The 15,146-nt window shown below is 68.7% G+C and carries 15 protein-coding genes and 1 pseudogene; 9 read left to right on the forward strand and 7 right to left on the reverse strand.

All coding sequences use genetic code 11. The annotated features are described in order from the left end of the window. Window positions 1–242 precede the first annotated feature (242 nt). Complete coding sequence (locus ABFX54_RS31605) at window positions 243–626, reverse strand: hypothetical protein (protein WP_346110224.1); 384 nt, start codon at window positions 624–626, stop codon at window positions 243–245. Window positions 627–932: 306 nt separating this feature from the next. Then, window positions 933–1,406, reverse strand: coding sequence for a hypothetical protein (locus tag ABFX54_RS31610; RefSeq protein ID WP_346110225.1), 474 nt, complete (start codon window positions 1,404–1,406; stop codon window positions 933–935). A gap of 135 nt (window positions 1,407–1,541) precedes the next feature. Between ABFX54_RS31610 and ABFX54_RS31615 the strand changes: the two genes are divergently transcribed. After that, window positions 1,542–2,138, forward strand: a complete 597-nt coding sequence (locus tag ABFX54_RS31615; protein ID WP_346110226.1) for a hypothetical protein — start codon at window positions 1,542–1,544, stop codon at window positions 2,136–2,138. A gap of 43 nt (window positions 2,139–2,181) precedes the next feature. Here the strand turns inward: ABFX54_RS31615 and hemC are convergent, their stop codons facing one another. Both hemC and ABFX54_RS31625 read right to left on the reverse strand, forming a co-directional pair. Continuing rightward, window positions 2,182–3,168 (reverse strand): hydroxymethylbilane synthase, encoded by a 987-nt coding sequence (hemC, locus tag ABFX54_RS31620; RefSeq protein ID WP_346110227.1) that lies wholly within the window; start codon window positions 3,166–3,168, stop codon window positions 2,182–2,184. 1,431 nt (window positions 3,169–4,599) lie between these two features. Next, the gene (locus ABFX54_RS31625; protein WP_346110228.1) at window positions 4,600–5,220 is read right to left on the reverse strand and encodes a dihydrofolate reductase family protein; all 621 of its coding nucleotides are present in this window, start codon (window positions 5,218–5,220) and stop codon (window positions 4,600–4,602) included. Between the two features lie 224 nt (window positions 5,221–5,444). On the opposite strand from ABFX54_RS31625, the gene ABFX54_RS31630 reads away from it, so the two are divergent. Then, window positions 5,445–6,209, forward strand: a complete 765-nt coding sequence (locus ABFX54_RS31630; RefSeq protein WP_346110229.1) for a DUF6928 family protein — start codon at window positions 5,445–5,447, stop codon at window positions 6,207–6,209. 97 nt (window positions 6,210–6,306) lie between these two features. On the opposite strand, the gene ABFX54_RS31635 is transcribed toward ABFX54_RS31630, so the two are convergent. The 3 genes and pseudogenes from ABFX54_RS31635 to ABFX54_RS31640 form a co-directional block, all read right to left on the reverse strand. Then, a complete protein-coding gene (locus ABFX54_RS31635; protein ID WP_346110230.1) occupies window positions 6,307–6,432 on the reverse strand; it encodes a hypothetical protein in 126 nt (41 codons plus the stop codon). Between the two features lie 103 nt (window positions 6,433–6,535). After that, window positions 6,536–6,766: pseudogene (locus ABFX54_RS57115) on the reverse strand (ATP-binding cassette domain-containing protein); the annotation flags it as partial. Then, window positions 6,714–7,004 carry a hypothetical protein gene (locus tag ABFX54_RS31640; protein ID WP_346110231.1) on the reverse strand — a complete coding sequence of 97 codons (291 nt, stop codon included), beginning with the start codon at window positions 7,002–7,004 and terminating at the stop codon, window positions 6,714–6,716. The gene ABFX54_RS31640 and the pseudogene ABFX54_RS57115, both read right to left, overlap by 53 nt. Window positions 7,005–7,280: 276 nt before the next feature. Here ABFX54_RS31640 and ABFX54_RS31645 point away from each other — a divergent pair, with 276 nt between their 5' ends. From ABFX54_RS31645 to ABFX54_RS31675, 7 genes are all read left to right on the forward strand, one after another. Continuing rightward, window positions 7,281–7,733: a YciI family protein gene (locus tag ABFX54_RS31645; RefSeq protein WP_346110232.1), complete on the forward strand. Its 453-nt coding sequence runs from the start codon at window positions 7,281–7,283 to the stop codon at window positions 7,731–7,733. Window positions 7,734–7,850: 117 nt separating this feature from the next. Further along, window positions 7,851–9,236 carry an RNA polymerase sigma factor gene (locus ABFX54_RS31650; protein WP_346110233.1) on the forward strand — a complete coding sequence of 462 codons (1,386 nt, stop codon included), beginning with the start codon at window positions 7,851–7,853 and terminating at the stop codon, window positions 9,234–9,236. Between the two features lie 333 nt (window positions 9,237–9,569). Further along, a complete protein-coding gene (locus ABFX54_RS31655; RefSeq protein WP_346110234.1) occupies window positions 9,570–10,907 on the forward strand; it encodes an ABC transporter substrate-binding protein in 1,338 nt (445 codons plus the stop codon). 60 nt (window positions 10,908–10,967) lie between these two features. Further along, window positions 10,968–11,924, forward strand: coding sequence for a carbohydrate ABC transporter permease (locus tag ABFX54_RS31660; RefSeq protein ID WP_428834597.1), 957 nt, complete (start codon window positions 10,968–10,970; stop codon window positions 11,922–11,924). After that, complete coding sequence (locus ABFX54_RS31665; RefSeq protein WP_346110236.1) at window positions 11,921–12,751, forward strand: carbohydrate ABC transporter permease; 831 nt, start codon at window positions 11,921–11,923, stop codon at window positions 12,749–12,751. Before ABFX54_RS31660 ends, ABFX54_RS31665 begins: the two co-directional genes overlap by 4 nt. Continuing rightward, window positions 12,748–14,160, forward strand: coding sequence for a GH1 family beta-glucosidase (locus tag ABFX54_RS31670; protein WP_346110237.1), 1,413 nt, complete (start codon window positions 12,748–12,750; stop codon window positions 14,158–14,160). Before ABFX54_RS31665 ends, ABFX54_RS31670 begins: the two co-directional genes overlap by 4 nt. Beyond that, entirely contained in the window at window positions 14,141–15,139 is a 999-nt protein-coding gene (locus tag ABFX54_RS31675; RefSeq protein ID WP_346110238.1) for a LacI family DNA-binding transcriptional regulator, read from the forward strand. The genes ABFX54_RS31670 and ABFX54_RS31675 overlap by 20 nt, the downstream gene beginning before the upstream one ends. The last annotated feature ends 7 nt before the right edge of the window (window positions 15,140–15,146 follow it).

The raw sequence follows: 15,146 nt of genomic DNA on the forward strand, positions 1-15,146 counted from the left end.
GCCTTCCACACGGGGGCGCTTCGCGCCACGAGGTTCCAGACAGCACTCCCCGAGGGGGCGCCCGCCCCCTTTCGATCCCCCGACCCCCCGCTCGCTCCGCTCGCCACAAACCACCTGCCCTGACTACCGGACGGGTCCAGGTGTCGTCAGTAGAAGTCGGGGCCACCAATGCACCCACCGACGCGAGGCAGTGGCTGACCTGATAGATCGCGCACGACCCACACCAGGGGACGAACACGTTGTCACTGGTGAACAGGCGGTCTGCCGCACTGGGCGCGTTTGTCTTCGACGTGGATGACGGCCAGATCGTGCCCGTCCCGGTCACGCTTGCCGCGGCCGAAGAGGCCGACCGTGAAGTCGTCGTGGTTCTCCAGTTCACTGGGATCGACGTAGGTGAGAATATCGGGGTGGTGGCCGGTCACGACCCAGCCGGGCGCGTCGTCGAGGTCGGTGATGTTGAAGTCTCCGGCCGGTGTGCCTGGGCGAACGGGACCGTACTCCCGCAGAAGGGAGGTCGCCTGCTGCTGGAGATCCGCCGCCGGCTCCATCAAGATCACGCAGGTACCGTGGGCGAACAGCACCCAGGACTTGGCAAGGTCCAGGAGGTGACGCCAGGTCTCGATCATGGCCGCTTGGTCCATGCGCGGCAGCGCAGCGGTCGCCGGTGACAAGCCAAGCTCGGGCTCCCGCAGGGCCTCCGCCGCTGGTCCTGAAAGCCTTGAACTTCCTGGCCAGCTTTGCTCGCCTTCTCCACGATCCGCTTGTTTGATGAGACATCGCCTCCGTGACACGACAGGTGGTAAGCGGATCCAACGTCAGAGGCGCGGCGGCGAGAGGTGCCCGTACGGGTGATCTGGCCCGCTGGGGCCCGGCGAGATTAGCCGACCGCGGTTCCTGTGACCATGTGCCGGCGTTTAGCTGGGAGACAGCCCCTAATCGCCCTGCAGGATCCTTCCTACTGGCGTTCCGTAGTACCAATGCCGCCCGGCCGGAGCGGGAGGAAGGGCGCCGGCAACCAGATCGACCAGAGCCCCTGCCAGCTCGACAATCGGAGCCGCGCCGATGTGCTCCGCACCACGCAGGAAGCCGGCTTCCAACTCGGGCCAGTTCGAGACCTCGGCCCGGTCCACGCCACCGCGAGCCTCGATCCGTCGAGCCGCCTCCACGACGCAGCGCAAGAGCGCCTGCCGCTGGCCCTCGCTGAAACCGTCCAGTAGGACCGCGGAACTGCTGCCGGCCAACGCGTGTGTGCGGAGATCCTGCTCCAACTCCGGCCACCACGAGGGCCGGAGATCCACCGGCTCCTCCGCCCCGGCTCGGGCCGCTTCGATGAAGAGAACCGCGAGCGCCACGTCATAGGCCCAGAACATCGCGTCACCGGAGATCACCGGCACCGTCTCGCTCAACAGGACTCCTCCACAGTCGGTCGCTCCCAGCGCACATCATCCCGAAGATGGTGCATGGGGACGCCGCGGCACCGGACAGGCCAGACCCGGATAGGACCGGTCGAACCGATCACGTCCGCCGTACGTCATCAGGGCATGATGATGCGTGTGCTCGCGGCCTTCTCCATGGCGACGGCCCTGTTCCTGGTCACCGCCGGTCCGGCGACCGCCGCTTCGGGCTGCTCGTGTGCGATCCCCAAGCCCCGGCAACAGGTCAGCGGAGCGACGGCCGTCTTCTCCGCTACCGTCACGGACGTCCGTGTGGACGAACCGGTGCTGAACGGCGGCTCCGTCACCGCCAGCCTCCGTGCCGACCACGTCTACAAGGGCACGCCGACCGCCGAGTTCAAGGTCATCACCAAGGCGGAGGGGCCGGCCTGCGGGTACAAGTTCGTGGAAGGCGCTCGCTATCTGGTGTTCGCCCGTTCCCGAGGCTCAGAGCTGAGCACGAGCCTGTGCTCGGGCAACAGACGTCTGCCCACCGGCGACCAGCCGCTGCGACTCTCCGACCGCACCCAGGGCATGAGACCGCTCACCCCCGAACTGATCACCGCCCTCGGGACCCCTGTCCGGGTCGAAGCCGCATCCCCGCCCGCTCCCGACAGGACCGGTGTCATGGTGATCGCCGCGTTGGCCGGGGCGGTCGTACTGGCAGGAATCGCATGGGCACGCCGAAGGGCTCGGGCGCGCTGACATCCAGGCGGTCACTTCCCGGCGGTCATCGTGAGTCAGGTGCTCATTTGCGGGTCGCCGTGATCAGGTCGCGAGCGCCCTGGTGGAGCAGGTCGGAGGCGACGCGGGAGCCGAGCGTGGCGGGATCCGCGGGGTCACCCCGCATGTGGGTCCTGACGAACGTGAAGCCGTCACGGTCGAACACCATCCCGGACAAGCTCATGAGGCCGTCCTCCGCCGTCGAGGCGTACCCGGCGATCGGGCTGTTGCAGTGGCCGCGCAGCAGGTGCAGCATCGTCCGCTCGGCCAGGATGTGCGCGGCCGTCGCCGGGTGGTTGAGCTCGTCGAGCAGCCGCATGATCGGGACGTCCGCCTGCCGCGCCTGGATGCCGATCACCGCGGCGCCCACCGCGGGCACCATGGACACGACGCCCTCGTCCGCTGGATCGAACTCCACCGGAAGGACCTCGACGTGCCGTCCCGTGGCACCGATCCGCCGCAGACCGGCGCGGGCCAGGATGAGCCCGGCGTACGTGTGATCGTTGTCGAGCTTGCCGAGGCGGCTGTTGACGTTGCCGCGGATGCGCTCCGCGCGCAGGTCGGGGCGGACCATGTGGAGCTGCGCGCGGCGGCGCACGCTGCTGGTGCCGATGACGGAGCCCGCGGGCAGCTTGTCGAGGGGCGTGCCGTCGCGGGTGACGAGCACGTCGTGCACGTCGTCACGCTCCAGGTAGGCGCCGAACGCGAGACCGGGCGGGATCGGCACGTCGCCGGGCACGTCCTTCATGCAGTGCACGGCGATGTCCACCCGGCCGGCCATGAGAGCCCGGTCGATCTCCTTCGTGTAAAGGCCCTTGCCGCCCAGCTCGGACAGGTCGCCGGGCCAGAGGTCGGCCGTGGTGGTCATGGGCACGATCTCGACGTCGAGGCCGGGCACGCGCTTCTGGATGCGGTCGCGTACGCCGCCGGCCTGGTGCAGCGCCATGGGCGAGCTACGCGTCCCGATCCGCAACGGCCGGTCGGGGAACGCGTCTTGCAGAGCATCGGTCATGGTGGTCTTCCGGTCGGCCGCTGACGGGTGGCATACGTGCGGTTATCGACGCTAGCCGAGGGTGGTCCTGGTCTGCGGTTCGGGGCTCGCAGGCGCGCTCCAGCAAGTCGATCACCGGCTTCGCACCGAAGATGAGGACGACCGGATACAGCCCCATCAGGACGTCATTCACGACGCCGCCCCATGGTCCTGGTGGTGCTGGCCGTCGAGGCCTTCCACAGAGCGGACACGCCGCCGTGGAGCCCGATGCCCCACAGACTGATCCGCAGATGCGGAGGCCCGACCGCGGCCGGCCTCTCGTCTGCGCTCTTCGCGGTCACGGAAGGTGTCTCCCTCGAGTGGGTGGTGCGATGACGCCGGGCGCGGAGGGCCGGCCTGAGCGACGGCGTAGGAGATCGCCCACTGGGGAAAGCTGAGCCGCGACACGGCGAGTTGACGATCACGCAAGTCCAGCTCCAGCCATGTCCCGATCACGGCGTCTCGTCGGGCGAAGGTCGGGTCCCGATCAATGAGGCTCATTGCGGACACCACCCGGCGAACTCAATTGCGTCGGCCGAATTGAGGGCTATGCCGGAATTCACTGCGGCGGCCTTTCTGATCAGGGCTTACGCACCGTCCAGGAGTTTCGCGTTTCCGGCAGGAAGCGCAGTGCCATGGTGAGAGAATTCGGGGAGCGCATCCAAGGGGGTGGATGTTGGGACGCGAGTTTCCACCAACCCCACCAACGAGGAGATGGGCTTGGACGCCTCGCCGCCCTGACGCCGTCGATCCCGCCGAGTCGCCCCGCGGGGGAGCACGGCTTCGCCCACCACACCCAGGCGCCGGGAACACTCGCCCAGGCCGTGACCACCGCCCGGGCGTGGCCTGTCAGCACGATCCGGCGCCGCACGCTCGGCCGGATCCTCGACGCGATGCCGGAGCAAGGCCGCGCGCCGGAGGCGGCTCGCGAATTGCGCAGCTTGACCGCCGGACCACCGGCCGGCGTCTGATTAGCAGCGGCTCCTGACCGCTCAGTTCTTCGGCGATCTCCACATGGGGCGGGGCGCGGCGTATTGATTCCTAGCCTTCACAAGCATGATTCGCGGGACGTTTTCACTATAATTTGAAGACGGACGATAGACGAGATGCAAAGACGGATCCTCGCTTCCGCACTTATGTTGGCGATCAGCGCCTGCTCTTCGCCGGCACGATCTGCCGATACACACCGTGCGATCGGCCCACACATTTTCCCGCCCAGCTGGCAGCGACCGTGCCGCCTGGAGCGAGCCGGGCGCTCATGGTTACAAAACCAGCCGACTGATCTTTCGGCCCACGATGAGATCCTCTTGAAGGCCGGCATCGCAACACCCGCATCCTCTCCGGGGCACCCGGCCCAGCTCCGGGACGCCGCACCCGCAGCGCCAGGCGTGGCCGCTTCGATCGACGCCTGAGTCAGCGGCGGACGCGGTAACGGATGTGGGTCGCTTCCAGCGTGTCGATCACCCGGATTATCTCCAGCGTCACCCGCGACGGCAGCACCTCGAACAGCCGTACGCCCCCTCCGTACAGGACCGGCACCTGATGGATGCGTATTTCGTCCAGTACGCCGGCCTCCAGTGCGCGCTGTGCCGTATAGGCGCCGATCACGTGCACGTGCCGGTCTCCGGCGGCGGCCTTGGCCTGTGCCATCGCGCTTTCGATCCCGTCGTTCACGTACGAGATCAACGGATATTTTGCGACCGACGGGCCGGGCCGCCGATGGCTGAGCACGAAGACCGGGACACCATCACCATGATGAACGCCGCCCCAGTGATCGACCTGTTCGGCGGTACGCCGTCCCGACACGACCGCCCCAGCCTCAAGGATCTCGTCCATCAGCTTCCCGGCGGATCCGGACCTACGGAAGTCACCGGCCGGAGTGAGGGACCAATCGTGCAGGATGAATCCATCCCCTCCCGGGTTGCCCGGTCCGTCGTTCGGGCCTGCGACATAACCGTCGACCGATACCGACATGTCCAGCACGGATATCGCCACATCGATCTCCAGCGGTCTCGATCCGACCCGATTTGACATGTCGCAGGTCGGGGGCACTTATTCTCTGCGGCTGAAATGCGTCGCACCAGGTTGCCGACCGGACATTCTGCGGACACTTGCCGGCAGGAGAGCAGTTCAGGCCCGATCGCTCCAACCGCGCCGCGCGGCGACGCCGAGCGGAGACCTCGAGAAGTTGTCGGTCGCGCCCGCTAAGTTTCGTGATCTCAGAAGCCCTCCGCGACACAGCCACGGGAGCCCGCAGCATGGGAGCGAAAACCAGCCTGATCGCCTACTCCGACGGCGACCTGCCCGGGCTCCTCCGCACTCTCCACCGACCCGACGCCTCCGCGACGGCCGCCCTGATCGACCGGGCCTTTCCCGGCTGGGCCGTCTCTCCCGCCGAGCCGGGCAATCTCTCGGACGACGTGCGGCCTCCCGAAGACCTCGCCTATGCGACCAGCTTTCCCGGGGTCGAGCTGATCTGCTCCGACAGCTTCATGCTGGACAATCCGTCCCTTCTGCCCTCTCACCTCGTCGAGGCGAGCAGGGGCCGCAGGCTTGTGCTGCATGCCATGCACAGCGTGGTCGACTGGCTGGCGTTCGCGGTGTGGGAGGACGGCCGGCTCGTACGGTCTCTCAGCCTGTCCCCCGGCCACGGCGTCATCGAGGACATCGGCGAGCCCTTCCCCTTCGAGCTGCCGTTCTGGGAGGGGCTGCATCCCGTCGAGCCCGATCCCGCCTGGGGCGACACGGAGCCGTACGCGCTGCCGTTCCATCCTCTCGAACTCGGTGAGGTGGCCTTGCACGTGCTGTTCGGCTTCACCATCGAGGGTGACGTCCATCCGGAGGATGTCGATCCTGAGGATGTGGCACTGCTCGGGTTCAACGTCGTCGACCCCGACGGGCCGACTCCCGAGGAGCGCCGGGCCGAGCTGATGGCGATCCGGGAGCGGATGGGCGAGCCGCGGTTCTTCCGGCCTCAGGGTGACGGCACCTTACGGGAGATCGGCATCGACGAGCTGGCCTGAGCGTCGCGTCCCGTGACCCTCTCGGCCGTCCGTTCGTGGGTCGAGGGCCGGGAATCGCGCCGGTCGCCGCCGGTTTCGGGTGGCGTGGTCGCTGAACTCAGGTGAACGCGTCTCGTTGGATGGTGCGCAGGTCCGCGTACGGGCCGGGGCGGGTGACGAGGTCGGCGTGGGTGCCCTGCTGGACGATCCGGCCGCCGTCGAGCACGACGATCAGGTCCGCCATCCGTACGGTCGGGACCCAGGCGGACGTTGTCGCGCAGGGGCAGGGGGTAGCGGATGAAGTCCTGGAAGACGGCCGCTGCGGTGGTGGGGGTGGTGGCGGTGCCGGTGGTGGGGGTGTAGAGGCCGGTGAGGAGCTTGGCCAGGGTGGTCTTGCCGGCGCCGTTGCGGCCGGCGACGGCCAGCCGTTCACCGGGGCGGATGTGGAGGTCGGGGTCGCGCAGGAGCGGGGTCTCGGCACCGGGATAGGCGAAGGTGACTCCCTTCGGCGCGAGGACGCTTCGGTCACGGGCGAACGAGGTGCGTGGCGGTGCGGGCGCCTCCTCGTCTGTCGCCAAGTGGGCAAGCGAGGCGCTTCCCGGGGCGGCCGGCCGGTTCGCGCAGTGCCGTGCAGAGTTCTTGGGAGAGCAGTACGAGCAGCAGTGTGATCAGCGGTGCCGTGCCTCCGTGGGAGACGAGGAGGCCGAGGGGCAACGTGCTGAGCGGGCCGAGCGTCGCCGCGCCCACGCTGAGCAGCATGAACGGCAGCAGATTACGCGCCCCGGCCAGCGGCGGCAGCCTGGCGTATCTCGTCATTGCAATCCGATGTGACCGCATTGGTCTGCCATGGACGTGACCGTAACCCGGCGGCACTGGATCGGTCAAACCGATGTGGTCAGCTTGGAATATGCGTGCAACACCTTTCACCGCTGACTGGGTGGCCGGGTTCGCGTAGGTTCTGGGCGGTGTCGCGGAGTGAGGGTGGCGGGAAAATGTTCGCCTGGGTTGTCGATCCGACCGTGTGCCGTTCGACGCGTTGATGGGAGGCGGCGCCGGGCGGCCGCCCGTCACGAGCGAAGGAGAACAAGACCGATGAAATTCATGATCGTGGGCAAGGCCAGTCCCGAGACCGAGGCCGGGGAGCTGCCCAGCCAGGAGCTCGTGGACAACATGCACGCCTACAACGAGTCTCTGGCCAAGGCGGGGGTGCTGCTGGCGGCCGAGGGTCTCTACCCCAGCTCGCAGGGGGCGCAGATCGCCTACAGCGGCGGCAAGGCGAGTGTGATCGACGGGCCGTTCGCGGAGGCCAAGGAGCTGATCGCCGGGTTCTGGCTGATCCAGGTCAAGTCGCGGGAGGAGGCCATCGAGTGGGCGCTGCGGGTGCCGGTGCCGCCGGGGCACGACGGGATCGGGCTGGACGTGTGGCGGGTGTTCGACGCCTCGGACGTACCGGACGACTCGATGCCGGCCGAGGAGCGCGAGCGTGAGGAGGCGCTGCGGGAACGACTCGGCGCGGACCAGAGCCAGGGCCACCCCGACGCCTGATCCTGATCAGAACGGGTGGGTCGGTCGGGCGCCTGACCGCTGCGGGTGACCGGGTCGGCGGTTGAGCACCGTTGAGGCGGGTTGCGAGGGTGCGGGGCGGGCTGGTCTCATGGGCCGGTGACGGCTACGGACACCCACCGCGCCATCGAGGCGGTCTGGCGGATCGAGGCGGCCCGGCTCATCGCCGGGCTCGCCGGGCTGGTGCGCGATGTCGGCCTGGCCGAGGAGCTGGCGCAGGACGCGCTGGTCGCTGCTCTGGAGCAGTGGCCGGAGTCCGGCGTGCCGCGCAATCCGGGCGCCTGGCTGATGACGGTCTCCAAACGGCGCGCCATCGACCTGATCCGTCGCAACGAACGGCTCCAGCGCAACCTCGTCGAACTCGGCCACCGTCTCGACCTGGAGGAGGAGCCGCCGGAGGTCGACGAGATCGAGGACGACCTGCTGCGGCTGGTCTTCACCGCCTGCCATCCGGCGCTGTCGGTGGAGGCGCGGGTGGCGATGACGCTGCGGGTGCTCGGCGGGCTGACCACCGACGAGATCGCGCGGGCGTTCCTGGTGCCGGAGGCGACCGTGGCGCAGCGCATCGTCCGGGCCAAGCGCACGCTCGCCGACAGGAAGATCCCGTTCGAGGTGCCGCAGGGCGCTGAGCTGACCGGCCGTTTGTCCTCCGTGTTGGAGGTCATCTATCTCGTCTTCAACGAGGGCTACTCGGCGACGGCCGGTGATGACTGGATGCGGCCCGGTCTCTGCGCGGACGCGCTGCGGCTGGGACGGGTGCTGGCCGGACTGCTGCCGAAAGAACCCGAGGTGCACGGGCTGGTCGCGCTCATGGAGATCCAGGCGTCCCGCTCGGCGGCCCGCGTGGGTCCGTCGGGCGAGCCGATCCTGCTGCTGGAGCAGAACCGGGCGAAATGGGATCGGCTGCTCATCAACCGCGGCCTGGCCGCGCTCGACCGGGCCGAGGAGTTGTCCAAGGCGGCGGCTACGACAGCCGAAGAAGCCGCCCCAAGTCCGGGTGGCGGCGCGGCACGGGGCAGGGGTCGAGGAGCGGGCGGAGCCGGGGAAGCCACCGCAGGGCCGGGCGGAGCCGGGGAAGCCACCGCAGGGCTGGGGCCGTACACGCTGCAGGCCGCCATCGCCGCCTGTCATGCGCGGGCGACCGCCCCCGAGGAGACCGACTGGGTGCGCATCGCGAGCCTGTACGAGGCGCTGGCCCGCCTGTCCCGCTCCCCCGTCGTCGAGCTCAACCGGGCGGTGGCGCTGTCGATGGCGTACGGACCGGCCGTCGGACTCGGGCTGCTCGACCAGATCGTGGACGAGCCGGCGCTGAAGGACTACCACCTGCTGCCGAGCGTACGCGGGGATCTGCTGGTCAAGCTGGGGCGGACGGCGGAGGCGCGGGCGGAGTTCGAGCGGGCGGCGGGCATGACCCGTAACGCGCGTGAGCGGGCCCTGCTGGAGAGGCGCGCCGCTGCCGCCGCTTCCCGAGATGTCACCTCCTAGATCCTGGAACGCCACCCGCCCGGACGCCCCTCGCCGCAGGCGCCACTCGCCGACGCGGCTGAGGCTCACTCTGGGTGACATTGCCCTGGATGTGACACGAATGGTGCCTCTTGAGATGGGAGCGCTCCCAAACGGGCCTTTGTGAGGTTTCGCCACGCAAGTCCCGTTCAGAGCAGCTAAACCGCCCCATTGGTAACGGTTCCGTTTCGCGGGATTGACGGGCAGAGCCGCTAAGTGCACCCTTTGTGGGAGCGCTCCCAAAGACTCCCACCGCGGCGGAGCGGGGTACCGCGGTGCACTCCCCCAACCCAGTCACCCGAGAAGGGGTCCACCATGATGATCAGCAAGCGTCGCGGCGGTCTTGCCGTGGCCTCGGCCCTGGCCGCGGCGGCGCTCACCGTCGCGTCCTGCGGCTCCGGCAGCACCCCGGAGTCCAGCGCTCCAGCCTCGTCGGCGGCCGCTGAGCCCGTCACGATCCGCGTGCAGACCTTCGGCGGCGGCACCAACTTCGGCTACAAGAACGCCATCACGAAGTGGAACGCCGAGCACAAGGACATCCAGATCAAGGAAGAGCACCTCACCGACCAGTTCGAGCAGCAGTACTGGCCGCAGATGATCCAGTGGCTGCAGGCGGGCAACGGCGCCGGTGACGTGGTCGGCATCGACGAGGGCGGCATGGGCCTGGCCAAGGCGCACCCGGAATGGTGGGCCGACCTGAAGGAGTTCGGCCTGGAGTCGCGCAAGGCCGACTTCCCCGCGTGGAAGTGGGAGAACGGCGTCGCCGCCGACGGCAAGCTGTTCGGCCTGGGCACCGACATCGGCGGCATGAGCATCTGCTACCGCACGGACCTGTTCAAGAAGGCCGGCCTGGCCACGGACCGTGAGGAGGTCGGCGCGCTGTGGCCGACGTGGGACGAGTTCATGAAGGTGGGCCAGCAGTTCCAGGCGAAGGTCAAGGACACCAAGTGGGCTGACGGGACCAACACCCTCTACCAGGTGGTCCTGTATCAGGAGGCGGCCAAGAACGGCAACGTCACCTACTTCGACAAGGACAACAACCTCATCGTCGACAAGAACCCGGCGGTGAAGGCGGGCTTCGACTTCGCCTCGAAGATGAGCCAGCAGGGCCTGACCGCCAAGCTGCGCAACTTCACCGACGAGTGGGCGGCGGGCACCCAGAAGGGCGCGTTCGCCACGGTCGGCTGCCCGTCCTGGATGCTCGGCGTGGTCAGCGGCAACGCGGGCGACGCGGGCGCGGGCAAGTGGGACGTGGCCTCCGTGCCCGGCGGGGGCGGGAACTGGGGCGGCTCCTGGCTGGCCGTGCCGAAGCAGTCGAAGCACCCGAAGGAGGCCGCCCAGGTCGCGGACTACCTGACGCAGGCGCAGACCGAAGCGAGCATCTTCACCGACTTCGGCAACATGCCGAGCAACACGAAGGCGCAGCAGGACCCGGCGGTGCAGGGCGCCAAGAACGAGTTCTTCAACAACGCCCCCATCGGTGAGATCTTCGCCAAGTCGGCGTCGAGCCTCCAGCCGGTCTTCCTCGGCGTGAAGCACGCCCAGGTCAAGAACGCCATCGAGTCGGTCATCCAGGGCATGGACGACGGCTCCGTCCCGTACGACAAGGCCTGGCAGCAGCTGGTCGACGACGCGGTCAAGGCCGCGGGCTGATGACCGTCCCGCCCGGCCCGCCACGAGCGGGCCGGGCATGTCGCCGCTGAAAGGTCTGGTATGAGCCTCGACACCCTAACGCGGGCGGCACGGAACCCTCATCACCGTGATCGTCCGCCCGGCCGCCGCTGGCGTTCCAAGATGGACGTCAAGGCGATGCCGTACGCCCTGGTGTCTCCCTACTTCCTGTTGTTCGCCGCCTTCGGGCTGTTCCCGCTGGCCTTCACGCTCTACTACTCGCTCTACGACTACGACCTGGCCGGGACCACGGAGTGGGCCGGGCTGGACAACTACGCCGCGCTGCTGGCGGACGACGACTTCTGGCGTGCCGTGGTGAACACCGTGGGCATGTTCGTCATCGCCACCGTCCCCCAGATGTTGCTGGCGCTGTTCCTGGCCAACGCGCTGAACAAGCGCTTCAGGTTCCGCCTGGCGATCCGGATGAGCGTGCTGCTGCCGCTCGTCACGTCGGTGGTCGCGGTCGCGGTGGTGTTCACGCAGCTGTACGCCCGCGACTGGGGCCTGGTCAACTGGATCCTGGGCGCGTTCGGCGTGGAGAACACCAACTGGCGGGCCGAGCGCGTCCCGTCCTGGATCGCCATCGCCACCATGGTCGACTGGCGCTGGACCGGCTACAACGCGATCATCTTCCTGGCCGGCATGCAGACGATCCCGCGCGACCTGTACGAGGCCGCCGCGATCGACGGCGCGTCCAGGCGCAGGCAGTTCTGGCAGATCACGCTGCCGATGCTGCGTCCGACCATGATCTTCGTGGTGCTCAACTCGACGATCGGCGGGCTGACGCTGTTCTCCGAGCCGACCACGTTCTACAACGGCAACGTCGACGGCGGCTCGCAGGGCCAGTTCCAGACGGTGGCCATGTTCATCGTCAAGCAGGGCTTCCGCGAGTTCGACTACGGCTACGCCGCGGCCGCCGCCTGGCTGCTGTTCCTGCTGATTCTCATCGGAGCGGCGATCAACTTCCTGTTCGTGCGCAGGATCGGGGGCACGAAATGACCAACTGGTCACCGACCATCCTCACCAGGGTGATGCTGGCCCTGGCGGTCTTCCTGTCGGCGTTCCCGCTGTACTGGATGCTGGTCATCGCCTCGCGCACCAACGCCGACGCGGTGGCGGTGCCGCCGCCGTTCCTGCCGGGCGGCAACCTCGGCGAGAACATCGTCGCGGTGCTCAACAACGAGGACGCCAAGTTCCTGCTGGGGCTGACGAACTCGTTCATCGTGGCGACCGTCGTCACCGTCTCCGTGGTGATCATCTCCACGCTGGCGGGCTTCTCGTTCGCCAACCTCGACTTCAGGGGCCGCAACCTGCTGCTGGTCCTGGTGCTGCTGACGATGGCGGTGCCGCTGCAGCAGATGGGCGTGGTGCCGCTCTACCGGCTCATGGTGAGCCTGGAGTGGACGGGCACGCTCAAGGCGGTCATCCTGCCGTACCTGCTCAACGGGTTCGGCGTGTTCCTGATGACGCAGTACACGCGCCAGGCCGTGCCGATGGAGCTGGTCGAGGCCGCCCGGGTGGACGGCGCCGCCACGCTGCGCATCTGGTGGAACGTCGTGCTGCCCGCCGTGCGGCCAGGAATGGCCGTGCTCGGCATCAACACGTTCATGCTCATGTGGAACGACTTCATGTGGCCACTGATCGTGCTCACCCCGGACAACCCGACCGTGCAGATCGCGATCACCTCGCTCAACGCCAGGTTCTCCACGAACTACACGTTGATCTTCGCGGGCACGGCGCTGTCCATCATCCCGCTCATCGCGGTATTCGTCGCATTCGGCCGTCAGATCGTCGGCGGACTCATGGAAGGTGCGGTCAAGGCGTGACGACTCAAGAGGAACAGACGCGTTCCGACCTGTGCTTCCCTCCTGGTTTCTCGTTCGGCGCGGCGACGTCGGCGTACCAGATCGAGGGCGCCGTCACCGAGGACGGGCGCGGCGTCTCCATCTGGGACACCTTCACCAAGACGCCGGGCAGGGTGCTGAACGGCCATCATGGTGACGTTGCCATGGATCACTACCACCGGTTCGCGGAAGACGTCGCGATCATGGCGGAGCTGGGGCTGACCGCCTACCGGTTCTCGGTGTCGTGGCCGCGGATCCAGCCGACCGGCTCCGGCGCGATCAACCAGAAGGGCCTGGACTTCTACCGGCGGCTCACCGACGAGCTGCTGGAGCACGGCATCGACCCCTGGCTCACCCTCTACCACTGGGACCTGCCCCAGGCGCTGGAGGACCAGGGCGGCTGGCCGGACCGTGACACGGCCTACCGGTTCGCGGACTACGCGGCGGCCGTGCACGAGGCGCTGAAGGACCGGGTGCACACGTGGAGCACCGTCAACGAGCCGTGGTGCGCCGCGTTTCTCGGCTACGCCTCCGGGGAGCACGCCCCGGGCAGGCGCGAGCCGCAGAACGCGATCAGGGGCGCGCACCACCTCAACCTGGCCCACGGGCTGGCCGTGCAGGCGATGAACGCCCGCCGCGTCGGCGGCTGCGTGAACCTGTACGCGGTCACCCCGGAGACCGACAGCGAGCGCGACCTGGACGCGGCCCGGCGCATCGACGGGCTGCAGAACCGGTTCTTCCTCGACGCCCTGCTGACCGGGCGTTATCCGGAGGACGTGCTGGCGGACCTGCGGATGGAGCCGGAGGACTTCATCCAGCCCGGCGACATGAAGACCATCGGCGCGCCGATCGACGTCCTGCTCGTCAACTACTACAGCCGCTTCACCGTCTCAGGGGCTCCGGGCGGCAAGGCGTCGGCGGCGGCGGCCCCCACGGACTCGGCCTCCCCATGGGTGGGCAGCGAGCACGTGTCGTTCGTCGACGGCGGCCGGCCGGTCACCGCGATGGGCTGGGAGATCGACGAGGCCGGCCTGGTGGAGGTGCTCACCCGGGTGATGCGGGACTACCCGCCGATCGCGATGGTGGTCTCGGAGAACGGCGCCGCCTTCGACGACGTGCTCACCGACGGCCGGGTCCACGACCGGGAGCGGCGCGCGTACGTGGAGGCGCACCTGGGCGCGTGCAAGGAGGCGATCGAGGCGGGCGTGCCCCTGGAGGGCTATTTCGCCTGGTCGTTGATGGACAACTTCGAGTGGGCCTGGGGCTACGGCAAGCGGTTCGGCCTGGTCCACGTGGACTTCGAGACGCAGGAACGTCTGCTCAAGGACAGCGCGCTCTGGTACGCGGAGATCATCCGGCAGAATAGGCCACATGAACCGACCGACTCTTGAGGCAGTCGCTGCCCGGGCCGGCGTGGGCCGGGGCACGGTGTCGAGAGTCATCAACGGCTCGCCGAACGTCAGCGCCAAGGCCCGCGAGGCCGTCGAGCTGGCCATCAGCGAGCTGGGCTATGTGCCCAACCGTGCGGCGCGGGCCCTGGTCACGCGCCGCACGGACACCGTGGCGCTGGTGGTGTCCGAGTCGCAGTTCCGGGTCTTCGACGAGCCGTACTTCGCGGGCACGATCCGCGGCATCGGCTCGGCGCTGGCCGAGACCGGCTTGCAGCTCATCCTGGCGATGGCGCGCACCCCTGAGGAGCACGCGCGGCTGGAGCACTATCTGACGGGGCAGCACGTCGACGGCGTGCTGCTGCTGTCGCTGCACGGCGCCGACCCGCTGCCGGGGCGGCTGGAGGCGATGGGCGTGCCGACCGTGCTCGGCGGCCGGCCCGTCGGCCTCGACCCCTACAGCTACGTGGACATGGACAACAGGGCAGGGGCCCGGCAGGCGGTCAAACACCTGCTGGGCCTCGGCCGCACCGCCATCGCCACGATCGCCGGGTCGCAGGACATGGGCGTGGGCGTCGACCGGCTCGCCGGATACCGCGACGCGCTGCTGCCCTCCCGCCTGCCCGAGCTGGTGGCCTACGGCGACTTCTCCGAGCACAGCGGCGCCACGGCGATGACCGAGCTGCTGCGGGATCATCCCGACCTCGACGCGGTCTTCGCCGCGTCCGACCCGATGGCGCTGGGCGCGATGCGCGTGCTCAAGGCCCAGGGCCGGGCGATCCCCGGCGACGTCGCCGTGATCGGGTTCGACGACTCCAAGGCCGCGCTGCACGCCGACCCGCCGCTGACCACCGTCCACCAGCCGACCGAGGCGATGGGCCGTCAGATGGCGCAACTCCTGGTGGCCAGGATCAACGGCGAGCAGCTGCGCCAGCCCGTCGTGATCCTCGACACCCATCTGGTGCGGCGCGAGTCCGCCTGACAGACAC

It is taken from the genome of Nonomuraea maheshkhaliensis (genome assembly GCF_039529435.1).
In the GTDB taxonomy this organism is placed as follows: domain Bacteria; phylum Actinomycetota; class Actinomycetes; order Streptosporangiales; family Streptosporangiaceae; genus Nonomuraea; species Nonomuraea maheshkhaliensis.